Source organism: Micromonospora sp. DT4, from assembly GCF_049841675.1.
Classification (GTDB): Bacteria; Actinomycetota; Actinomycetes; order Mycobacteriales; family Micromonosporaceae; genus Micromonospora.
On record NZ_JBNCKT010000097.1, the window covers coordinates 1 to 21,554 of the forward strand.

Annotated in this window: 19 protein-coding genes, 1 tRNA gene and 3 pseudogenes; 10 read left to right on the forward strand and 13 right to left on the reverse strand. The window is 71.0% G+C overall.

The window, feature by feature from the left end; all coding sequences use genetic code 11:
* Positions 1-309: hypothetical protein (locus ACLQ24_RS22625; RefSeq protein WP_425893721.1), on the forward strand; the 309-nt coding region annotated here is incomplete at its 5' end.
* A 572-nt stretch (positions 310-881) separates the two neighbouring features.
* Here ACLQ24_RS22625 and ACLQ24_RS22630 read toward each other — a convergent pair.
* Positions 882-1,055: pseudogene (locus tag ACLQ24_RS22630) on the reverse strand (NUDIX hydrolase); the annotation flags it as partial.
* A 277-nt stretch (positions 1,056-1,332) separates the two neighbouring features.
* On the opposite strand from ACLQ24_RS22630, the gene ACLQ24_RS22635 reads away from it, so the two are divergent.
* Positions 1,333-1,827, forward strand: a complete 495-nt coding sequence (locus ACLQ24_RS22635) for a site-specific integrase (RefSeq protein ID WP_425893739.1) — start codon at positions 1,333-1,335, stop codon at positions 1,825-1,827.
* 156 nt (positions 1,828-1,983) lie between these two features.
* Here the strand turns inward: ACLQ24_RS22635 and ACLQ24_RS22640 are convergent.
* Positions 1,984-2,060 (reverse strand) — tRNA-Thr (locus ACLQ24_RS22640).
* Between the two features lie 341 nt (positions 2,061-2,401).
* Here ACLQ24_RS22640 and ACLQ24_RS22645 point away from each other — a divergent pair.
* The gene (locus tag ACLQ24_RS22645; protein ID WP_425893722.1) at positions 2,402-3,493 is read left to right on the forward strand and encodes an ABC transporter ATP-binding protein; all 1,092 of its coding nucleotides are present in this window, start codon (positions 2,402-2,404) and stop codon (positions 3,491-3,493) included.
* Positions 3,494-3,663: 170 nt separating this feature from the next.
* Positions 3,664-4,014 (forward strand): hypothetical protein, encoded by a 351-nt coding sequence (locus tag ACLQ24_RS22650; RefSeq protein WP_425893723.1) that lies wholly within the window; start codon positions 3,664-3,666, stop codon positions 4,012-4,014.
* On the opposite strand, the gene rlmB is transcribed toward ACLQ24_RS22650, so the two are convergent.
* Positions 3,971-5,104, reverse strand: coding sequence for a 23S rRNA (guanosine(2251)-2'-O)-methyltransferase RlmB (rlmB, locus tag ACLQ24_RS22655; protein ID WP_425893724.1), 1,134 nt, complete (start codon positions 5,102-5,104; stop codon positions 3,971-3,973). The genes ACLQ24_RS22650 and rlmB overlap by 44 nt on opposite strands.
* Positions 5,104-6,519, reverse strand: coding sequence for a cysteine--tRNA ligase (cysS, locus tag ACLQ24_RS22660; protein ID WP_425893725.1), 1,416 nt, complete (start codon positions 6,517-6,519; stop codon positions 5,104-5,106). Before cysS ends, rlmB begins: the two co-directional genes overlap by 1 nt.
* Before the next feature lie 63 nt (positions 6,520-6,582).
* Between cysS and ACLQ24_RS22665 the strand changes: the two genes are divergently transcribed.
* Positions 6,583-7,344 carry an IclR family transcriptional regulator gene (locus ACLQ24_RS22665; protein ID WP_425893726.1) on the forward strand — a complete coding sequence of 254 codons (762 nt, stop codon included), beginning with the start codon at positions 6,583-6,585 and terminating at the stop codon, positions 7,342-7,344.
* 258 nt (positions 7,345-7,602) lie between these two features.
* Positions 7,603-8,673, forward strand: coding sequence for a hypothetical protein (locus ACLQ24_RS22670; RefSeq protein WP_425893727.1), 1,071 nt, complete (start codon positions 7,603-7,605; stop codon positions 8,671-8,673).
* Between the two features lie 158 nt (positions 8,674-8,831).
* Here the strand turns inward: ACLQ24_RS22670 and ACLQ24_RS22675 are convergent, their stop codons facing one another.
* The 3 genes from ACLQ24_RS22675 to ACLQ24_RS22685 all read right to left on the reverse strand — a co-directional run bounded on the left by ACLQ24_RS22675 (position 8,832) and on the right by ACLQ24_RS22685 (position 12,338).
* A complete protein-coding gene (locus ACLQ24_RS22675) occupies positions 8,832-10,517 on the reverse strand; it encodes a S8 family serine peptidase (protein ID WP_425893728.1) in 1,686 nt (561 codons plus the stop codon).
* A gap of 96 nt (positions 10,518-10,613) precedes the next feature.
* Positions 10,614-11,336: an HAD family hydrolase gene (locus ACLQ24_RS22680; RefSeq protein ID WP_425893729.1), complete on the reverse strand. Its 723-nt coding sequence runs from the start codon at positions 11,334-11,336 to the stop codon at positions 10,614-10,616.
* Positions 11,337-11,381: 45 nt separating this feature from the next.
* Positions 11,382-12,338, reverse strand: a complete 957-nt coding sequence (locus ACLQ24_RS22685) for an EamA family transporter (RefSeq protein ID WP_425893730.1) — start codon at positions 12,336-12,338, stop codon at positions 11,382-11,384.
* Positions 12,339-12,424: 86 nt separating this feature from the next.
* Here ACLQ24_RS22685 and ACLQ24_RS22690 point away from each other — a divergent pair, with 86 nt between their 5' ends.
* Complete coding sequence (locus tag ACLQ24_RS22690) at positions 12,425-12,970, forward strand: CGNR zinc finger domain-containing protein (RefSeq protein ID WP_425893731.1); 546 nt, start codon at positions 12,425-12,427, stop codon at positions 12,968-12,970.
* Here ACLQ24_RS22690 and ACLQ24_RS22695 read toward each other — a convergent pair.
* Both ACLQ24_RS22695 and ACLQ24_RS22700 read right to left on the reverse strand, forming a co-directional pair.
* Positions 12,937-13,413 carry a GNAT family N-acetyltransferase gene (locus ACLQ24_RS22695; protein WP_425893732.1) on the reverse strand — a complete coding sequence of 159 codons (477 nt, stop codon included), beginning with the start codon at positions 13,411-13,413 and terminating at the stop codon, positions 12,937-12,939. The genes ACLQ24_RS22690 and ACLQ24_RS22695 overlap by 34 nt on opposite strands.
* A 76-nt stretch (positions 13,414-13,489) precedes the next feature.
* A pseudogene (locus ACLQ24_RS22700) lies at positions 13,490-13,663 on the reverse strand (helix-turn-helix domain-containing protein); the annotation flags it as partial.
* Between ACLQ24_RS22700 and ACLQ24_RS22705 the strand changes: the two are divergent.
* Positions 13,662-13,974 (forward strand): annotated as a pseudogene (locus tag ACLQ24_RS22705) (hypothetical protein). The pseudogenes ACLQ24_RS22700 and ACLQ24_RS22705 sit on opposite strands and share 2 nt — an antisense overlap.
* Positions 13,975-14,005: 31 nt before the next feature.
* Here ACLQ24_RS22705 and ACLQ24_RS22710 read toward each other — a convergent pair.
* From ACLQ24_RS22710 to ACLQ24_RS22725, 4 genes are all read right to left on the reverse strand, one after another.
* Positions 14,006-15,415, reverse strand: coding sequence for a class II fumarate hydratase (locus ACLQ24_RS22710; RefSeq protein WP_425893733.1), 1,410 nt, complete (start codon positions 15,413-15,415; stop codon positions 14,006-14,008).
* A gap of 182 nt (positions 15,416-15,597) precedes the next feature.
* Positions 15,598-17,265: a fumarate hydratase gene (locus ACLQ24_RS22715; protein ID WP_425893734.1), complete on the reverse strand. Its 1,668-nt coding sequence runs from the start codon at positions 17,263-17,265 to the stop codon at positions 15,598-15,600.
* A gap of 113 nt (positions 17,266-17,378) precedes the next feature.
* Entirely contained in the window at positions 17,379-18,827 is a 1,449-nt protein-coding gene (locus tag ACLQ24_RS22720) for a PQQ-binding-like beta-propeller repeat protein (RefSeq protein ID WP_425893735.1), read from the reverse strand.
* Between the two features lie 13 nt (positions 18,828-18,840).
* Complete coding sequence (locus tag ACLQ24_RS22725; RefSeq protein WP_425893736.1) at positions 18,841-19,380, reverse strand: Lrp/AsnC family transcriptional regulator; 540 nt, start codon at positions 19,378-19,380, stop codon at positions 18,841-18,843.
* Between the two features lie 130 nt (positions 19,381-19,510).
* On the opposite strand from ACLQ24_RS22725, the gene hppD reads away from it, so the two are divergent.
* Together hppD and ACLQ24_RS22735 are read left to right on the forward strand one after the other, a co-directional pair.
* Positions 19,511-20,716, forward strand: a complete 1,206-nt coding sequence (hppD, locus tag ACLQ24_RS22730) for a 4-hydroxyphenylpyruvate dioxygenase (RefSeq protein ID WP_425893737.1) — start codon at positions 19,511-19,513, stop codon at positions 20,714-20,716.
* Positions 20,717-20,727: 11 nt separating this feature from the next.
* The gene (locus ACLQ24_RS22735) at positions 20,728-21,483 is read left to right on the forward strand and encodes an RDD family protein (RefSeq protein WP_425893738.1); all 756 of its coding nucleotides are present in this window, start codon (positions 20,728-20,730) and stop codon (positions 21,481-21,483) included.
* Positions 21,484-21,554 lie beyond the last annotated feature (71 nt).

Here is a 21,554-nt window from a genome sequence, read left to right on the forward strand (position 1 = left end):
ATCGACCCACCGTATGAGCGCATAACCACAGGTCAGACCGATTCGGCCGCCCATCTACTCACGCTGAACAGCTACCTGGCCAGGGCTACTGATGGCGAAACCTACCTAGTGGTCGGCACCGAAAATATCGCCGACCCTAAGGTCTTCGCCGTTATCATAAACGCGATCCCCGGCGTAGATCCCGGTAGCTGGATGCCGGAGCCCAACGGTGTGATGGGGTTAGATCCTGATCCCGGTGAAATTATCTGGTCAACCATTCTGCCGCCGGCTGTAGCTGCACAGCTCCTCGACAGCTATTCCGAAGACTGAGCAAAGCCCACCGAGGCACCTGCCATCCCGTCTGCCCTCGACCCGCACTCCTGTGGAGCGGGCCACCGTCCGACCCGCCACGTCAAGACGGCCTTGACGCACGTTCGGACGCTGGCGGGCCGGGCGGTGGCCTGCTCGGCTTGCCCGGGTCGACGGCAGGCGGGGTGGCCCACCGCGACCACCCACGGACCGCAACCCGCCGACGCAGCCCCGGCCATCCTGGAGCCGGAGCACCCCCGCCGGAGGCGCAGTAACCGCAACCCCGCGACCGCCGCCAGCTTGCCGACGCGGCGGACGTGCGCTCCCCTGCGCCGCGCGGGCTCGTGGCCGCGCGGCCCGGCCGGCTGCCGGCCCAATCCCTCCCCGGTCAACGGCCTGTCGTTCTGCGGCGGCACCGGGCTTCACGCTTTCGCGCCAGTCGCCGGGCGTGTTGCGTGGCCGGAGTCGGAGCGACAGCGGAGCGACGGACGCGCGCCCAGGCGGCGGCGCGTGCGGCCCGTCAAGGGCCGCCTTGAAGACGTACAGAAACTTTGAACCACTTGCCGGCAGCCCAGCCGCCCGCACCTCGTTGGGACGTCATGCGACTCGTCACTTGGCCTCGGTGTACCGCCGATCGGTGCCGCTCGGAAGCAGAGCGAGAACTGTTGCCGCACCTCGCCGTCTGAGTACTCGATGACATGGCCCGGGTCGGAGTAGACGCCGACCATCCCGGTGACCTCGACGACGATTCCGGTCTCCTCGCGGGTTCCGACCTTGAAGGAGCGGAGGCGACCGGTGCGGATCAGGTCGTAGACGAGCCTCGACAAGATCCGCTCGGCTGAACGCCGTTGCTGCTCCGTTGGCCGCTGCTGCCAGCACTACCCGAGCGCCTGACAGATCCAATTCGTGCACGCCGTGCTGCGCAACGCGCTTCAACACGCCATGCGGGAAGAGTTGGTGTCACGCGACGTCGCCAAGCTGGTCCGCATCCCGTCACCTCGCTAAAAGGTCGGCAAAGGGCTCTCCGTCGACCAGGTACGCAAGATCCTCGACACCGCGACGGGTCATCGGCTCCATGCGCTCTACGTCGTGGCGGCAACCATGAGCCTTCGTCGCGGTGAGCTGGTCGGCCTCCGTTGGTCGGATCTCGACCTCGACGAGGGCACGCTACGGGTGCAGCAGACCGTGCAGCGGGTAGCCGGGCAGCTCCACGTCCAGGACGCCAAGACCGAAGACTCGGAGGCGGTGTTGCCGCTGCCCGAGGTCACCTGGTTGACGCTGCTCGAACATCAGGAGCGGCAGCAGACCGAGCGGGAAGCGCTGGCGGAAGTGTGGGAGGAACACGACCTCGTGTTTCCCTCGGAGCGGGGCACTCCGATGGAGCCTACGAACCTCAGCCGTTCATTCGCCCGGCTCCGGGAAACCGCAGGCCTCCCTGGTGTCCGCCTGCACGACCTACGGCACACCGTCGTATCGCTGCTGATGGAGCTCGGCGTACCGCCGCACGTCGTTCAGGCCATCGCCGGCACGCCGACGTGAAGATCACCCTCAAGGTCTACGCTCACGCCAACCTCGACGCGATGCGCCAGGCGCTCGGCAAGCTCGACGGGAAGCTCTCGTGAGTGCCGTTGCTGTCAGCGTTGCTGTCAACCGGCCCACTTGTGGCAATGCCCATCGGGAAATGCCATGTGGATATGGAGCCCCCGGCCGGGATCGAACCGGCGACATCTCGCTTACAAGGCGAGTGCTCTGGCCAGCTGAGCTACAGGGGCGTGTGTGTCGAGGCCAGCATAGCGACTGACGTCCGGATATCCCGCTCGCGAGGGCTCCCGAGCACGGGAAACGTCAACAACCTGACGCCTGCCGCTCCACCGTGATGTCGATTGATGCCTGCCCGTGCCCGAGTGCCCGTAATGCGTGGACATTGGATCACTTCCGAGGGTCCCTCGTCTTGGCAGGGCGGGGAAAGCCAATTACGGTGCAGTGACACGGACGACAGCCCGGCCGCCCCTGCGGCCGACCCGCCGTCCGCTGACCGGCACGGGCACGTGCCGGTCGCTCCTTCACTCGGATCGTCCGGCACGTTCCTGCCGGTGAAAGGAAGCGCACCACCATGGCTACGGTCACCTATTCCAAGGCGTCCCGGATCTACCCGGGCACCGAGCGTCCCGCCGTCAACGAGCTGAACCTCGAGATCGGCGACGGCGAGTTCCTCGTCCTCGTCGGCCCATCGGGTTGCGGCAAGTCCACCAGCCTGCGGATGCTCGCCGGGCTGGAGGACGTCGACGCCGGCTCGATCTACATCGACCAGCGCGACGTCACCCACCTCCCCCCGAAGTCCCGCGACATCGCGATGGTCTTCCAGAACTACGCCCTCTACCCGCACATGACGGTGTACGAGAACATGGCGTTCGCCCTGAAGCTGCGCAAGACCTCCAAGTCGGAGATCGACCGGCGGGTCAAGGAGGCGGCCGGGCTGCTCCAGCTCGAGGAGTTCCTCAGCCGCAAGCCGAAGGCGCTCTCCGGTGGTCAGCGTCAGCGTGTCGCGATGGGCCGGGCGATCGTCCGCGAGCCGCAGGTCTTCCTCATGGATGAGCCGCTGTCGAACCTCGACGCCAAGCTGCGCGTCCAGACCCGTACCCAGATCGCCTCGCTCCAGGCCAAGCTGGGCGTCACCACCGTGTACGTGACGCACGACCAGGTCGAGGCCATGACCATGGGTCACCGGGTCGCCGTGCTGCTCGACGGTGTCCTCCAGCAGGTCGACACCCCGCGGGCGCTCTACGACACCCCGGCGAACGTGTTCGTCGCCGGCTTCATGGGCTCGCCCGCCATGAACATCAAGACCGTGCCGCTGCACGAGCAGGGCGCCGAGTTCGCCGAGCTGCGTATCCCGCTGACCCGCGAGCAGGTCGAGGCCGCCCGCGCCCAGGGTGGCGACGGCAAGGTCACCGTCGGCTTCCGTCCGGAGGACTGCGACCTGGTCAGCCCGACCGAGGGTGGCATGCCGGTCGTCGTCGAGCTGGTCGAGGACCTCGGCTCGGACGCCAACGTCTACGGCCACGCCGCGCTGGGTGGCAACTCGGAGCGCTTCGTCGTCCGCACCGACCGGCGCAGCATGCCGAACATGGGCGACACCGTGTTCGTCAAGCCGCGCACCGGCCGCAGCCACGTCTTCCACGCCGCCACCGGCAGCCGGATCTGACGTAACGCCGTACCGGCAAGGGGTGGTCCGCTTCGGCGGGCCGCCCCTCTCGTCGTACCCGGGAGAGGTCCTCACCCTCGGGAGCCAGCGTGAGCGTGGCTCTTCGGGGGGACGCGGCGGGGTGTGCCGTGCCCCTAGCGTTCGCGGCACACCGAGCCCGAGGAGACGCCGTGTCCGCCACCGCCACCGCTCACCCGACCTTCCGTTCCCGGTCGTCCCGGATCGCCCGCCGGGCTGGCCGCAGCCTCGCCTACTGCGCGACGCTGGTGCCGGTCGCACTGTTCACGCTGGCGACGACCCCGACGGGCGGTGCCGACGCCGCCGTCGCGCGATGGCGCGCCCTGCGGACCGGCCTGCTCGGCGCGCCCCCGGCGGCCACGCCCGGCCGGCGATCCGGCACGGTCGCGGTGCTGGGCCACGCGCTGCTACGAGGAAGCCCCCTTCCGTTAGGTACGGAAGGGGGCTTCGTCGACGTCGTTACAGCTCGACCGAGCGGCGGCGGGCGACCTCGGCGAGGGTGACCGCGGCGGCCACACTGGCGTTGAGCGACTCCACCTCGGAGATCATCGGGATGCTGACGGTCAGGTCGCACGTCTCCCCGACCAGCCGGGACAGCCCGCGCCCCTCAGAGCCGACCACCACCACCAGCGGCCCGACCGCGGCCTCCAGGTCGTACAGGTCGGTGTCGCCGTCGGCGTCCAGGCCAACCACCATGAAGCCCGCGTCCCGGCACGCCTTCAGCGACCGGGTCAGGTTGGTGACCTGCGCCACCGGCACCCGCGCGGCCGCGCCGGCGCTGGTCCGCCAGGCGGTCGCGGTGATCCCGGCGGCCCGCCGCTCGGGTACGAAGACACCCTGCGCGCCGAACGCGGCGGCCGAACGGATCACCGCGCCCAGGTTGCGCGGATCGGTGACCCCGTCGAGCGCGACCAGCAGCGGCGCCTGCTGCTCCAGCGACGCGGCGACCATGTCCTCGAATGGCTGGTACGCGAACGGCGGCACCTGCAACCCGACGCCCTGGTGCAACACCCCACCGGTCATCCGGTCCAGCTCGGCGCGGCTGATCTCCAGGTTGGCGATGCCCCGGTCGGCGGCCGTCCGGATGATCTCGTTGACCCGGTCGTCCATGTCGATGCCCTGGGCCGTGTAGAGCGCCGTCGCCGGCACCTGGGCGCGCAGCGCCTCCAGCACCGGGTTGCGCCCGACCAGCAGCTCCGGGGTGTCCTTGGACGGGTTGGACTTGCGGCCCGGCGCGACCCGGGGGCCGCTCCGGCCGGCGGTCGGCCGACCACCCCGACCCGCGGCGCCACCCCGACTCGCCGGTACGCCCCGGCCACCGCCCTTGCCCCAGGTGGTGTCCTTGCTGCCCGGCTGGCCGATCTTCGGGGCACGCCCCTCCTCGGCCGCCGCCCGGCGCTCCTTGTCCTGCTTCCAGGCGGTGCGCTGCGGCAGCTTCTCGGTGCCCGAGTAACCCTTGTGCCAGGGTCGCTCGTCGGCGGGCAGGGTGCGCCCCCGCCCGGCCAGGGAGTCCCTGTTCTTGCCACCAGAGCCCTTGGGGGCGCCCGCCTTCGGCGTCAGTCGCCGGCCACGGCGCTGCGAGTTGCCGGCCATCAGTCCTGCTCTCCAATAGTCCAACGGGGGCCCTGGGGGGTGTCCTCGACCACCACGCCGGCCAACTTGAGCTGGTCACGTACCGCGTCGGCGGCGGTCCAGTCCTTGCGGCCCCGGGCCTGCGCGCGCTGCTCCAGGGCCAGCGCGATCAGGGAGTCCACCACCGCACGCAGATCGTCCGAGCTGCCGCCACCGGTCCAGGCCTCGTCGAGGGGGTCGATGCCGAGGATATCCAGCATCGCCCGTACCGCGGCCAGGGTGGTGCGGACGGTCACATCGTCGCCGACGCCCAGCGCGGTGTTCCCGTCCCGAAGGTGCTGTTGCAGCACGGCCAGGGCGGCGGACGTGTTGAGGTCGTCGTCCATGGCCGCGACGAAGCCGGCCGGCAGCTCGCCGAGCTGCCCGACGCCCACCCGCTCGGCGGCCCGCTGCACGAACCCCTCGATCCGCCGGTACGCGGTGGCCGCGTCGCGCAGCGAGTCCTCGGAGTAGTCGATCACCGAGCGGTAGTGCGCGGCGGCGTAGTAGTAACGCAGCTCCACTGGCCGCACGCCCAGCGCGTCCACGTACGCGAGGCCCAGCGCGTTACCCGCCGACTTGCCCATCTTGGCCCCGCCGATGCTGAGCAGCCCGTGGTGCACCCAGTGACGGGCGAACGGCAGCCCGGCCGCCTGGGACTGGGCGATCTCGTTCTCGTGGTGCGGGAACGTCAGATCCAGACCACCGCCGTGGATGTCGAACTCGGGGCCCAGGTAGCGCCAGCACATCGCCGAGCACTCGATGTGCCAACCCGGACGGCCCAGCCCCCACGGCGACGGCCAGTACGCGTCCGCCGGCTCCTCCGGCTTGGCGCCCTTCCACAGCGCGAAGTCGCGCGGGTCCCGCTTGCCCCGGTCCGGCGCGTCGCCGGTCGACTGCATCGCGTCCGGGCTCTGACCCGACAACGACCCGTACGCCGGCCAGGACGCCACGTCGAAGTAGACGTCGCCGGAGCCGTCGGTGGCCGGGTACGCGTGCCCGTCCGCGATCAATTTCGTGATCAGCTCGTGCATCTCCGGGATGTGCCCGGTCGCGCGCGGCTCGTAGGTGGGCGGCAGCACGTTCAACGCCCGGTACGACTCGGCGAGCAGCAGCTCGTTGGCGTACGCGATCGACCAGAACGGTCGACCCTGCTCCCCCGCCTTGACGAGGATCTTGTCGTCGATGTCGGTCAGGTTGCGGATGAACGTGACCTCGTAACCGGCGGCCAGCAGCCATCGGCGCAGCACGTCGTAGTTGACGCCCGAGCGAAGATGGCCGATGTGCGGCGGCGCCTGCAACGTGAGACCACACAGGTAGACCCCCACCTTGCCGGCTTCCCGCGGGACGAAGTCCCGCACCGATCGGGTGGCGGTGTCATACAGGCGTAGCGTCACCGTACAAGGGTAGCCGTCCGCGCCTGTCCGGGTCCGCCGGTGCCGGGTCGTACGCTGCCAGGCGTGGACGCGACCGCACACCCCGCCGAGCCACCCGCCCGACCCGGCGCACCCGGCGAGCAGGCCACCCCCGGCCGGTCCAGGACAGTCACGGGGCGGGCCGACGCCGGACGGACCGATGCGGTGTCGGGGCGGGTCGGAGAGACGGCCCAAACCCTGGACCGGGGACTGCGACTGCTGCACCTGGTCGCCGACGCGCCGACGGGCTTGACCGTCACCGAGGTGGCGGCGCGACTCGGCATCGGACGGGCGGCCGTCTATCGGCTGGTCGGCCCGCTGATCGGGCACGGCATGGTGCGCCGCGCCGGCGACGGCCGGCTCCGCCTCGGGGCCGGGGTGCTGCACCTGGCCCGACGCGCCCAGCCGCTGTTCGCCGAGGGGGCGATGCCCGCGCTACGCCGGCTCGCCGAGCGGGCCGGCGCCACCGCGCACCTGACAGTGGTGGAGGGCGACGAGGGTGTCGCCCTGGCCGTGGTCGAGCCGAGCTGGACGTCGTTCCACGTCGCGTACCGAACCGGGGCACGGCATCCCCTGGACCGAGGCGCCGCGGGTCGGGCCATCCTCGCCGGCAGGGGCGGCGCGTCCGAGCCGGTGAGCAGCAGCGGGGAGTTGGAGGCCGGGGCGTACGGGGTGGCCGCACCGGTGCTCGGCGTACCGGGCCTGGAGGCCAGCGTCGGCGTGGTCGCGCTCGCCCCGCTGGACGTCGACCTGGTCGGCCCCCAGGTGCTCGCCGCCGCGACCGCCGTGTCAGCCGCCCTCCGCTGACCCGACCGAGCGCCTGCCCGCCCGATCCTCCGGTGCTCGGTCAACTCCAGATCGCCGATGTGGTGCCATCGGGCGCCTTCGTCGACACCATCACCCACGCGCAGAGCCGTTACCGCCACTACAGCGAGCTGGTGACGGTCTCGCCGTATAACACGTCCATCCGCTTCTTGGCGGTTGTCCACAGACACGTGCAGCGCACTCCTCCGGCGCTGTCCACAGGGGTGTCGGCCACCCCCTCTGGCGTCACAGGCTGGCCGCATGCCTCCACACCCGCACCGGCCTCCCACCCTCGCCTGGCAGGTCTTCCGTGGCTCCGCAGTGACTCAACAGGGCCTGATCACCCGGCACCAGCTACGCGGCTCGTCGTGGGTTCGACTGCGCCATGACGTGTACGCGGACGCCCGCCTCGAACGCAACCACGAACTGGCCTGCCGCGCCGCGGCCCTGCGGCTGCCACCGCACTCGTTGATAGCCGGCCCGTCGTCGGCCTACCTGCACGGCATCGAGCACGCCGCCGGCTTCGACGACGACGTGCACGTGCTGGTGCCGAAGGCCGCCCGCGTCGACTCTCGACCTGGCCTACAGGTACACGTGATCGGCCCCGATTCCGCTGCGACGCCACCACTTGCGCCGACCGGCCCGCAGACCCCCGTGCCAGTGCGCGCCACGCCCGACACACGACCAACCATCCCGATCAACACCCGCCCCAGCGCACGACCAAGCGTCCCGGTCAACACCCGGCCCGGTGCGGGACCACCCGCCCCGGTCAACGTCCGACCCGGCGCACGACCCGACGAAGCTGCCCTCCGCCGGACCAATCCAGCATCGGCGGCGTGGGAGACGGCGGTCTGGTTGGCTCCGCTGCGCGCGGTCGGGATCGTTGACTCACTGCTCGCGGGGGGTTTGACCAGCCGGGCCGCGCTGACGGCTGTCGCCACCGCCAATGTCGACCGGCCCGGCGGACGACGTGCGTGCTGGATCTTCGACCTCGCCGATCCGGGAGCGCAGTCGCCACCCGAGTCGCAACTGCGGGTGCGTCTGGTGATGGGCGGGCTCCCCCGACCGGTCACCCAACACCCGATTCGACTGCCGGGCGGGTTGGTGGGCCACCCCGACCTGACCTGGCCCGAGTTCCGGGTGGCCGTGGAGTACGACGGCCAACGGCACGCCGACCCCGAGCAACTGCACCTCGACCGTCGACGACTCAACCTCCTCGTCGGAGCAGGCTGGTTGGTGCTGCACGTGACCGGCAGGCGGCTCCACGAGGAGTTTCCCGCCGTGCTCAACGAGGTGCGTTCGGCCCTGATCTCCCGCGGCTGGCGCCGCTGATCACACCCACCGTGATCGACCCCAGTTCGCCGATGTGGGGGTATCCCCTCCACCTGATTACCGCCACATCGGCGATCCCGAGTCGATCTCCCCACCGCCGGCGCCGCACGCGGCAGGGCCCGGCCGACAAGCGCCGGCCGGGCCCTGCGGGCGGTGCGTTACGGGCGGGCGTTGGGCTTGAGCGGGGTCTTCACCGCCGCGTACGCGTCGACGATCCCGTACCCGTAGAAGCCGTTGAAGTTGAGCCCACCGGCGCAGTACGCGTCGTAGGTCTCGTCACGGCCCTCGTTGCGGTACTGCTGCAGGCGCGGCTCCGGGCAGGCGTGCTCGGCCGCCGTGCGGTAGAGGTGCTGCTCGACCTGGTCCGGCGACATGCCGAAGCCACCCCGGCCCTGCGGCTTGCCGTACCGGCTGACGATCAGCGCGGCGACACCGGCGGCGTGCGGGGACGCCATCGAGGTGCCGTGGAGGTAGGTGTAGTAGCCGCACTCACCGTTGGCCTTGCACTGCTTGAAGACGGACTCCTCGAAGCCGGCGACGATGTTGCCGTCGGCGTCGACCGAGCCCTCCTCCTGAAGCACGTGCTTCGGGTACGACGACAGGATCATGTTGGCGTCGGTGCGGAACGCGTCCGTGCCGAAGCCGTCGCGGAACCAGCCGCCCGGCGCGGCGACCGAGATCTGCTCGGTGCCGTAGTTGGAGTAGTCGGCCTTCTTGCCGGACGGGCCGACCGACGACACACCGATGACGTGCGGGCCCTCGGCGGGGAGGTCCCAGCAGCTGTTGTTGTCGATCGGGCGGGGGTACGGGTCGGCGCCGTAGTCGGGGCTGGACGTGTCGGTACGCGGCGCGCCCAGGTCCTCGTTGTTGTTGCCGAGCGCACCGACCAGGGTGACGCCCTTGTTGTGGGCGAAGACCAGCGCCCGCTTCATGGCCTTGACGATGGCCCGCTGCTCGGCCTGCGCCTCGGGGGAGTCGGCCGGGTTGGCGGTGCAGTTGTAGAGCCATGGGTCGACGTAGAACGACATGTTGACCACGTCGATCCCGGAGCGCCCGGCGTAGACCAGCGCGTTGACGACCGGGTCGAGGAAGAAGTAGCCGGAGTCCTGGCCACCCTTCAGCTCGACCAGCGAGACGTTCGGAGCGACACCGGAGAGGCCGAAGCCGTTGGCTGCCGCGCCGATGGTGCCGGCCACGTGGGTGCCGTGCCCGCCGTCGTCGGTGCCCACCGCGTCGAGGCAGCTCGGCACCTCGCAGGGGCCGTCCACGTCGGTCCGGTCGGGCGCGAAGTTGCGCGACAACGCCCAGTTGAAGTTGGGCGCGATATCCGGGTTGCTCGCGTCGACGCCAGTGTCCAGCACGCCGACGGTCACCCGGCGGTCACCGGGCTCGACCTTGCGGGCCCTGTCGGCCCGGATCATCTCCAGGCCCCAGAGCTTGTCGTCGAGCGGGTCCATCGTGGCACCGCGCCGGGCTGCGGCGCCCGCTGCGGCCGACGCCGTCAACAGGTGCTCCTGCTCGACCCGGTCCAGCTTGGGCTTGCGGCCGATGGCCTTCTGCTCGGCGGCGCCGATCAGGGTTGGCGCTGCGGCCGCCCGGGAGGCGAAGTCGGCCCGGTCGCTGGTGACCTGGAACATGCCGACCTCGTCGGACGAGGACACCACGGTCCCGCCGGCGGCCCGGATCGCGGCGACGGCCGTGTCGGCGGCGACCCCGTCCTCGGCGACGACGGTGAAGGTGCGAGACGTGCTCGGCGCGGCGCTGGCCGGTACACCCAGGCTCGCTGCCGTAAGTGCCAGTACTGCCGCGGTCGCGACAGCGCCGGCGGTGAAGCGCTTGCTCACCACATCGAATCCTCTCGTTGAGGGACGTGGCGCCATCACACAACACCCCGCGGGTTTACGCCAGGTGAACGTCCGTTATGGCGGTGAATCTCTCCTTCATCCGCCCAGCCCGATGCCCACGTCCAGCCGGTCGGACGATGCCGGCGGCAGCTCGGCCAGGGCCTCTGGAAGATTACTCATGGTGGACACCACGGCGTCGGGGGTGAACCCGGCCGGGCGGGAAAGCCCGTACCGGTTCAGCCACACCGACCGCAGGCCGGCCCACCGTGGTGCCACCACGTCGTGCTCCCACGAGTCACCGACGTACACGATCTGCTCGGCGGGTGCCCCAGCGGCCTCGACCACCGCCGCGTAGAACTCCGGGGCAGGCTTCTTGGGCAGGCCGTCCTCGTGCGCGTACACCTCGAAGGCGAACTCGCCGGCGAGCCCGCAGCGTTCGGCGCGGCTGTTGCCGTTGGTGGCGTAGCCCAGGGTGTACCGGCCGCGCAACGTCGCCAGCGCCGGCGGGACGTCCGGGAAGGGTCGGGTGAGGGCGAACCGGCGGGCGAAGAAGAGGGCGGCGATCTCGTCGAGGTGGTCGTCGAGGCCGGCGCGGGCCAGCGACCGGGCCAGCGCGGCGCGGCGGATCTCCCGCACCGGGGCGGCGCTCAGCTCCCCGAAGACCGCTCCCCAGTCGGACTCCAGCTCGGCGAGCGTCACGCCGGCCGCAGCCGGTGTGCGACGCCGCATCTCGTCGAGGACGGCCACCAACCCGCCGGTGACCGCCGGCCGCAGGTCGAGCAGGGTCTCGTCGGCGTCGAACACCACGGTGGTCAGCACGGCACCCACTCTCTCACCGGACGGTGACCTCACCGGACGGTGACCTCACCGGGCGGTGGCCGCCACCGCGGGCTCGCCGGTGGCGGGCGCGGGTACGCCGCGCAGTTCGTCGAGGCGCACCAGGGCGACCCCGGCGACGATCAGCAGGCCGCCGAGGAGTTGCCAGGCGGTGGGCAGTTCGTCGAGGAACAGCCACGCGATGAGCACCGCGAACAGCACCTCGGTCAGTCCCACGAACGACGACAGCCGGGGGCCGAGGACGCGGGTGCCGGCGATGCCGGCGAGGTACGCGATCACGGCGGCGACGAGGGTGAGCCCGACGATGGGCAGCAGCCAGGTGGTGCGGTGCCCGGCGAACGTGACCTCGCCGAACGTGGCGCGCAGCGGCAGCAACCCGGTCAGCCCGACGAGGAGCAGCACGGCGGCGCCGACGGCCATCCCGCCGCTGGCCATGGCGACCGAGGGCAGTCGGGGGTCCACCCGACCGGCGAGCACGAAGTAGCCGGCCAGGCCGAACGCGGCACCCAGCCCCCACAGCACGCCGACCGGGTCGAAGCTGGCGTTGCCGGTGAGATCCAGGACGAACGCCAACCCGCACAGCGCGGCGGCGGAACCGGCCACGGTGAGCCGGCGGGGGCGCTGGCCGTGCCGCAGCCACATCCAGCCCACGACGAGGATGATGCCCAGATATTCCAGCAGGAGCGCGATGCCGACCGGCAGGTAGCGCACGGCGTTGAAGAAGCACACCTGCGCCAGGGCCACCCCGAGCAGCCCAAACATCACGACCGCCGCGCTGTTGCCGCGCAACACGTGCCACCTGCCGCGCAGCGACAGCAGGGCGGGGATCGCCAGCACCAGGGCGGCCACGCCGACCCGGGCGACGACTGCGGCCTCGGCCGACCAGCCGGCCTCGATGAGCGACCGGGCGAAGGTGCCCGAGGTGGCGAACGTGACGGCGGAGAGCAGCGCCAGCACGGCGCCGGCGGCGGGTCGGGACTGCATCTCGCACTCCTCGCTGCGACATGGGTGTCATGAGCAAACTATCCTTATGCCTGTGACGCTAGACGGCCATCGTGACAGGAGTCAAGTTGCTATTCGCTCATGACACCGAGTGTTCGCTGATCGCCGCCACCGCGCTCGTCAACACCGCGGGCCGGGACGGCGAGCTGCTGCCCGACGTCGCCGCGCTGGACGCGTTCTTCGCCCGGCACGCCTACAGCGGCCGGCACGAGCACACCGACGCCGAACTGCGTGCCGTACGGCAGTTGCGGCCCCGCCTGCGCCGGATCTGGCACGCCGAACCGCCCGAGGTCGTCGACATCATCAACAGCCTGCTGCGGGAACACCGGGCGCTCCCGCAGCTCATCGAGCACGACGACGAGCCGTACCATCTGCACGCCGTGCCCCGCGACGCGCCGCTGGCCACCCGGATGGCGGTGGAGGCGGCGATGGCGATCGCCGACCTGGTCCGGATGGGTGAGCTGAGCCGGCTGCGGATCTGCGAGTACCCGGACTGCGACAACGTCGTCATCGACCTGTCCCGAAACCGGTCGCGTCGATTCTGCGAGGCCGGCTGCGGCAACCGCGCGGCCGTGACCGCCTACCGGGCCCGCAGAGCCGCCGGCCGGTCCTGAGCGACGTCGGCCCGTAGCTCGTACTCCACCTCGCCGTGCTCGGTCCCCGGGATCGGGTCGTCGAAGTCCAGGTGGAACGTGCGCACGTGACGCAGCCCGGCCTTCTCCATCACCCGGCGGGACCGCTCGTTGACCGCCATCGTCTGGGCCCACACCCGCCGCACCCCGACGACGTCGAGGGCGTACCGAACCAGGGCCCGCGACCCCTCCGTCGCGAGGCCACGCCCCCACGCGGAGCGGCGCAGCCGGTAGCCCAACTCGGCCTCCGCGCCATCCTCCGACGGATCGAGGGCGAACCAGCCCAGGAACTCGCCGGACGCCCGGTCGAGCGCCGCCCAACGCCCCAGGCCGGGATGCCGCTCGTACTGCGCGAGCAGCTTCGGCAACTGCTCGTCCCGGACGGTGGTGCGTGGCGTAGCACCCGCACCCTCGCCGTCCCACACGCCCGCATCACCCCGCCGGCCCTCGCCGACCGTCGAGCCGATTACCCGCAAGATCCGCGCAACTTCGGGGAAACTGCTGCCTCACGTCGCGCGGAAGCAGCGGCTGCTGGCCCAGCTCGACCGCGCTGACCATCGACGGCGAGTAGTTGACTGCCTTGGCCAGCTCGTCCTGGCTCCAACCTCGGCGAGCCCGCGCCCGGCGCAGCTCCGCGACCAGGAACGCCGCCGCCGTCATCTGCCCATCGGCCATGCCCGACCACTCTCCAACCCGCCGGCGATCAACTCCAAACGGCCAACAGAGCCGGCACCGACCGCACCTGCCGTTGCGGCCGTTGTGGCTCTGCCGGGTCTGCGCCGCGCCGTGGCCGTTCCCCGGTGGCCCGACTCGCCCTCCGCCAGGAGTACGCCCACGACCGGATCGCCCTGAGCATCTACCTGTGCACGGTCCTGCGCGATGCGGCCGCCGACCTGTACCGGCTCAACCCGCACGACGGCCCGGACCCGAAGGCCCTCTACGCGCGGTTCCTCGCCTGGGCAACGCCGCGCGGCGACCCGCCCTGAGCCGGTCGGCGAGGAGTCGCCCGGCAACCGGTCAGGGGTGGGTCATCCGGAGCAGGTCCAGGGTCTCGTCCAACTGGGTCTCGGTGAGCTTGCCGGAGTCGACGTGCCCTCGGGCAAGGACCACCTCGCGGATGGCCGCCTGCTTCGCCAGCGCCTCCTTGGCGATGGAAGCGGCCTCGTCGTACCCGAGGTAGCGGTTCAGCGGGGTGACGATCGACGGTGAGCCTTCGGCGTACGCGAGGCAGACCTCGGCGTCCGCGACCAGCCCGGCCACCAGGCGGTCGGCGAACAGCCGACTCGCCGCGGCCAGCAGCCGGATCGACTCCAACAGGTTGCGGCCCATCACCGGAAGCATGACGTTCAGCTCGAAGTCGCCCTGTGAGCCGGCGAAACCGACCGTCGCGTCGTTGCCGATGACCTGGGCGCACACCTGCCGCATCGCCTCGGCCACGACCGGGTTGACCTTGCCGGGCATGATCGACGAGCCGGGCTGGAGGTCGGGGATGCGCAGCTCCCGCAGGCCCGCCCGGGGGCCGGAGCCCATCCAGCGGATGTCGTTGGCGACCTTGTAGAGGCCCACCGCGATGGTCCGCAACTGCCCGGAGGTCTCCACGAGGGCATCGCGGGCACCCTGCGCCTCGAAGTGGTTGCGCGCCTCGGACAGCGGCAGCCCGGTCGACTCGCGCAGCTTGCCGATCACGGCGGCGGCGAAGCCGAGCGGCGTGTTGATACCGGTGCCCACGGCGGTGCCGCCCAGCGGCAGCTCGGCCAGCCGGGGCAGCGAGCCCTCCAACCGCTCGATGCCGTAGCGGACCTGGGCGGCGTACCCACCGAACTCCTGGCCGAGGGTGACCGGCGTGGCATCCATCAGGTGCGTACGTCCCGCCTTCACCACCGTCTCGAACTCGGACGCCTTGCCCTCCAGCGCCTCGGCGAGGTGGGTCAGCGACGGCAGCAGGTCCGCCGCGATGAACTGGGTGGCCGCCAGGTGGATCGAGGACGGGAACACGTCGTTGCTGGACTGGGAGGCGTTGACGTGGTCGTTCGCGTGCACCGGGGAGCCCAGCTCCCGGCTCGCCAGGGTCGCGATCACCTCGTTGGCGTTCATGTTGGACGACGTTCCGGAACCGGTTTGGAACACGTCGACCGGGAACTGGTCGTCGTACCCGCCGTCGGCCACGTGCGCGGCGGCGGCGGCGATCGCGGCGGCCACGTTGGCGTCGATCACGCCCAACTCACCGTTGACCTCGGCTGCGGCGCCCTTGATCTGGGCCAGGGCCTTGATCTGGGCGGGTTCGATACCCCGTCCGGAGATCGGGAAGTTCTGCACCGCGCGCTGGGTCTGCGCCCGCCACAGCGCTTCGGCGGGTACCTCCACCTCGCCCATCGAGTCACGTTCGATCCGGTAACCGGTCGTCTCTGAAGTCTGCACGCGTACCATCCTGCCGCACCCCCGTGGCCGGCCCGCAGATAATCCGTCAGCCCAACTCGGCGAGCAGCCGCACGACATCGTGCTGGTCCGGCACCACCACCCAGCGGACGGGCGCACCGATGTCGGCGGAGGTACTACCGACGCAAGAGGCGCCAGGCGAACGCCTGGCGCCTCTTGGCGTGTCGGACCGGTCAGCGGTGGCCGATGGTGAGGACCGGCTTGGTGACCTCGGCGAAGAAGTCGTTGCCCTTGTCGTCGACCACGATGAAGGCGGGGAAGTCCTGCACCTCGATCTTCCAGACCGCCTCCATACCCAGCTCGGGGTATTCGAGCACCTCGACGTGCTTGATGCAGTCCTGGGCGAGGCGGGCTGCGGGCCCGCCGATCGAGCCGAGGTAGAAGCCGCCGTGCTGCTGGCAGGAGCGGGTCACCTGACCCGACCGGTTGCCCTTGGCCAGCATCACCTGCGAACCGCCGGCCGCCTGGAACTTCTCCACGTACGCGTCCATCCGGCCGGCCGTGGTCGGGCCGAACGAGCCGGACGCGTACCCCTCGGGGGTCTTCGCCGGGCCTGCGTAGTACACGGCGTGGTCGCGCAGGTACTGCGGCATCGGCTCACCGGCGTCCAGCCGCTCGGCGATCTTGGCGTGGGCGATGTCCCGGGCCACCACGAGCGGGCCGGACAGCGACAGACGCGTCTTCACCGGGTACTTGGACAGCTCGGCGCGGATCTCGTCCATCGGCCGGTTCAGGTCGACCCGGACGACCATCTCGGCGTCGAGCGCGTCGTCGGTGACGTCGGGCAGGAACCGCGCCGGGTCGGTCTCCAGGCGCTCCAGCCACACGCCCGACGGGGTGATCTTGGCGACCGCCTGCCGGTCGGCCGAGCAGGAGACGGCGATCGCCACCGGGCACGACGCGCCGTGCCGGGGCAGCCGGACCACCCGTACGTCGTGGCAGAAGTAGCGCCCACCGAACTGCGCGCCGATGCCGAAGTTGCGGGTCAGCTCCAGCACCTGCGCCTCCAGCTCCAGGTCGCGGAAGCCGTGGGCGCTCATCGAGCCCTGCGTCGGGAGGGCGTCCAGGTACTTCGCGGAGGCGTACTTCGCGGTCTTCAGGGCGTACTCGGCGGAGGTGCCGCCGATGACGATGGCCAGGTGGTACGGCGGGCAGGCGGCGGTGCCGATCAACCGCAGCTTCTCCTCCAGGAACTGCATCATCCGCGTCGGGTTGAGCAGCGCCTTGGTCTCCTGGTAGAGGTACGACTTGTTGGCCGAGCCGCCCCCCTTGGCCATGAACAGGAACTTGTACGCGTCCGGGTGCCCGTCCGGGTCCTCGGCGTACAGCTCCACCTGGGCCGGCAGGTTGCTGCCGGTGTTCCGCTCGTCCCACATGGTCAGCGGGGCGAGCTGGGAGTAGCGCAGGTTGAGCCTCGTGTACGCCTGGTAGACGCCCCGCGAGATGGCCTCGGCATCCGCGCCGTCGGTCAGCACGTGTCGGCCGCGCTTGCCCATCACGATCGCGGTGCCGGTGTCCTGACACATCGGCAGCACCCCGCCGGCGGCGATGTTGGCGTTGCGCAGCAGGTCCAGCGCGACGAACCGGTCGTTCGGCGACGCGGCCGGATCGTCGATGATCGCCCGGAGCTGCGCCAGGTGCGCGGGGCGCAGGAAGTGGGCGATGTCGTGCATCGCCTCGGCGGTCAGCGCGGTGAGCGCGGCCGGCTCCACGGTGAGGAAACGACGACCCCCCGGGCCGTGTACGACGTCCACGCCCTCGTCGGTGACCAGTCGATACTCCGTCTGGTCGGGGCCGGTCGGCAGCAGGGGGGCGTACGAGAATGCGGCGGCACTGCTCATGAGCGGCAAGCCTAGGGCAGACCGGGCGATCATTCCCACCCGCCGGGCTGGGTCTGGGACGCCGCTCTCATCCGCCGGGCTCGGCCGCGCTCAGCGCAGCGGATACCGCCCACTCAGCCGTCCTTGCCGCCGTCCGGTTCGGTGCACAACTCACCCTTGGGCCCGCAGTCACCGTTGCCGTCGTCGCCCGCCCCGGGGCGGGTGCCGCCCGGGCCGGGGTTGCCACCGTCGCCGGGAGGCGGGACGGGAGCGCCGGGCGTAGCGCCGAAGCGGACGTACCCGATCTCCCGACCCTCGCCGATGATCATGCCTTGCGAGCCGACGGCGAGTGCGTTCGCGGAGGTACGCAGGACGGCCAGCTCCCGCCCGGTGCGCGGGTCGAGGGCGACCAGCCTCGACGGCTTCTCGTCGGCGAGCACCGCCGCGTACGGGGTGAGCGCCGCCCCCGCCTTGGCGCTGGCCGGCCGGGTCCAGCGCACCCGGTCGACGCCGAGTTCACGGGACACCACCGAGCGCTTGTCCGCGGAGCGGAACACGGCGTAGCGGTCGTCGACGGCGACGAGCTTGGTGCTCGCCTCGCCGACCCAGAGCAGCCGCCCGTCGTACCCGTCGATGACCGCCTCACGGCCGTCCGGGCCGACGCCGATCAGCACGTTCCGGGCGCCCTGCGGGTCCTCGCGCTGGACGCAGCCGGCGGTGTCGGCGGTACGCAGGTTGACCCCGGCCCGCTGCCACGCCTCCTGCCCGGTCGCCGGGTCCCGGGCCGAGATGGCGAAGTAACAGGTGCCGTCCTGCGAGCGGGCGGCGATCCGGAGCATGCGGCCGCCCACCACCGAGATGCGCTCGTCCCGGCCGGGCTCGACGTTCTGTAGCACCCGACCGGTGGCGGTGTCGACGACGTGCACGCGGCCGTCGACCGGGAAGCCGAGCAGCGGAGGCGCCGCCTCCGGCCCGGCCACCCCGTCGTCGATGCGGGTGGCGGTGAGCCGGCGCGTGCCGCGCAGGCCGGGGTTGTCGGCGAGGAGGCCGCTGTGCACGCCGGGCAGGAAGGCCGTCCACAGTGGCGTGGTGCCGCGCGGGTCCCACGCGCTCAGGGTGCAGTCGGTGGCGTCCGTGCAGCGGGCGTCCAGCAGCAGGTTCCGGTACGTCCACACGGCCACGGCGTCGTCGTCGCGCCGCCGGGTCGCCCCGGTGGTCGGGTCGAGCAGCTCGTACCCCTTAACCAGGAGCTTGCCCACGGCGACGACCGAGTCGCGGTCGCCGCCGGCGACCGCCGACCAGTCCGCCTTGCGTTCCCAGAGCTGGGCGCCGGTGGCCAGGCTGCGGGCCTCCACCCGGGTGCGCTGCTCGACCACGACGGTGTCGCCGGCGATGGTCACGCTGCGCGGGGTGCCACCGACCCGCTGCTGCCAGACGACGTCCGGCTCGGAGATGGGTTCACTGCGGTCCACCCAGTCCCAGATACCGGGGAACGGATTCCAGACGCCGGTGGCGGCGAGGGCGACGACCACGGCGAGGCCGGCCAGCAGCCCGACGCGCACGCTCCCCTTCGCCACCCGCACACCGTAGCCACGATCACGGATCTTCCGTACGCCCGCGCCGCCGTGTCGCCGCGCTTTCTGCGCCGGAAGGTGTTACGGCGCTGCGGACCAGTGGGAGCGTGCGGTAGGGAATCTGCTCCGCCAGCGCGATGATCGTCGAGGCGCGGGTGATGCCGGTGAACGAGACGATCTGGTCGATGACCCGTTGCAGGTCGGTGTTGGAGCGGGCCACGATCCGGCAGAGCAGGTCGCTGGAACCGGTGATGGTGTGCGCCTCCAGCACCTCGGGGATCGCCGCCAGATGTGCCGTGACCGGGTCGTGGCCCTGCCGTTGGCTGATCTCCAGCGTGACGAAACTGGTCACCCCGAACCCGATCGCGGCCGGCGAGATCTCCGGACCGAAGCCCAGGATGACGCCCCGGTCGATGAGCTTGTCCAGCCGTGCCTGCACGGTGCCCCGGGCCACGCCGAGCCGCCGGGAGCACTCCAGCACCCCGATCCGCGGCTCCTCGGCGAGCAGTTCGACCAACCGGACATCGAGCGCGTCGAGCTGTACAGCCTGCTCACCCTTCATGGGTCCAGACCATACCGAATGTGCAACCTGACCAGCCTTTATGCCGACAGTTGCCCACCCGGTGCCCGCACCGCGATCCTTCGGTGAAGAACCGGCCCACGAGGCCGGCCGGTACGCGAGGGAGGCCACCATGACCCAGGCGATCGACCGACCCCAGTCGACCGAGGACGTCGACATCGACCGGCTCGTCGGCGCTGTCGACCACGACATCAGCCACGACCCGTTCCCCGTCCGTGGGCTCGACCACGTGCACTTCCTGGTCGGCAACGCCAAGCAGGCCGCGCACTACTACTCCACCGCGTTCGGCATGACCTGCGTGGCGTACCGGGGCCCGGAGCAGGGCTACCGCGACCACGCCCAGTACGTGCTGACCAGCGGCTCGGCCCGGTTCGTGCTGACCGGCGCGGTGCGCCCCGACGCCGACGGCGCCGAGCACGTGGCGAAGCACAGCGACGGCATCAGCGACATCGCGCTCGAGGTGCCGAACGTCGACGCCGCCTACGCCCACGCCGTCGCGCAGGGCGCCGCCAGCGTCGTCGAGCCGCACGACGTGACCGACGAGCACGGCACCGTGCGGATGGCCGCCATCGCCGCGTACGGCGACACGCGCCACACGCTCGTCGACCGGTCCCGCTACCGCGGCCCGTTCCTGCCGGGCTTCGTGGCCCGCGGCCCGATCGTCGACCGGCAGCCGATGATCGACGCCGGCGTCCAGCCGAAGCGGTTCTTCCAGGCCGTCGACCACGTGGTCGGCAACGTGGAGCTGGGCCGGATGGACGAGTGGGTGGAGTTCTACAAGCGGGTGATGGGCTTCTCCAACATGGCGGAGTTCGTCGGCGACGACATCGCCACCGACTACTCGGCGCTGATGAGCAAGGTCGTCGCGAACGGCACCCGCAAGGTGAAGTTCCCGCTCAACGAGCCGGCCATCGCCCGCAAGAAGTCCCAGATCGACGAGTACCTGGAGTTCTACCAGGGCCCCGGCGCCCAGCACATCGCCGTCGCCACCAACGACATCGTGGCCAGCGTCGACGCCATGCGCGCTGCCGGCGTGGAGTTCCTGGACACCCCCGACTCGTACTACGAGGACCCGGAGCTGCGCGCCCGCATCGGCAACGTGCGGGTGCCGATCGAGCAGCTCAAGGAGCGCAAGATCCTGGTCGACCGGGACGAGGACGGCTACCTGCTCCAGATCTTCACCAAGCCGGTGCAGGACCGCCCGACCGTCTTCTTCGAGCTGATCGAGCGGCACGGCTCGCTGGGCTTCGGCAAGGGCAACTTCAAGGCGCTCTTCCAGGCCATCGAGCGGGAGCAGGAAGCGCGCGGCAACCTGTAACACTGTCGAGCGTGACGCAGCCTCCGTCGTACCCGACTCCGCCGGTCGGTGGGCCTCCGCCCGGCGCCGGCGGCGTCGCGCCGCCGCCCGGACAGATCCCCCAGGGGTACGCCGTGCCGCCGCAGTACGCCCCACCCGGCTACGCCGTGCCGCCGCAGTACGCCCCACCTGGGTACCCTGCGCCACACTGGCCGGCCACCCCGCCCGCGCTCAGCCCGCCCGCGCTCAGCCCGCCCGCGCTCAGCCCGGCCGGGCTGCCGCTGGCCAGCTTCGGTGACCGGCTGCTGGCCTGGCTCATCGACACGGCACTGGCGAGTGTCGTGTCGATGGTCCTGTTCATGCCGGTCTTACTGATCCTGTGGTGGCGGATGTTCAGCGAGATGACCCGGACCAACCCGGACGGCACTCTCGTGGAGCCCGACCCGGCCACCTTCTTCACCAGCTTCTTCCTGCCGATCCTGCTGTTCGAGTTCGGGCTGTTCGTCGTGCTGCTCGGGCTCTACTGGCTCTACCACGTGGAATACCTCAAGCGCGGCGGCCAGACGCTCGGCAAGAAGATCATGAAGCTGCGCGTGGTACCGCTCGACCCGAATGGCACGCTCGACCGGCGGATGGCCGGCCGCCGGTGGCTCGTGCAGTACCTGGCGTGCTCGCTGATCCCCGGCCTGAGCTACGCCGACGGTTTCTGGCAACTCTGGGACAAGCCCTGGCAGCAGTGCCTCCACGACAAGTTCGCCAAAACGGTCGTCGTTAAGGTTGCGGCGTGAGTTGCCCTGTGTCAAGCCGCCGCAAGTTGATCTTGTCTGATCAGCTGTTGGAGGGCTCTGTGGTGGTCTGG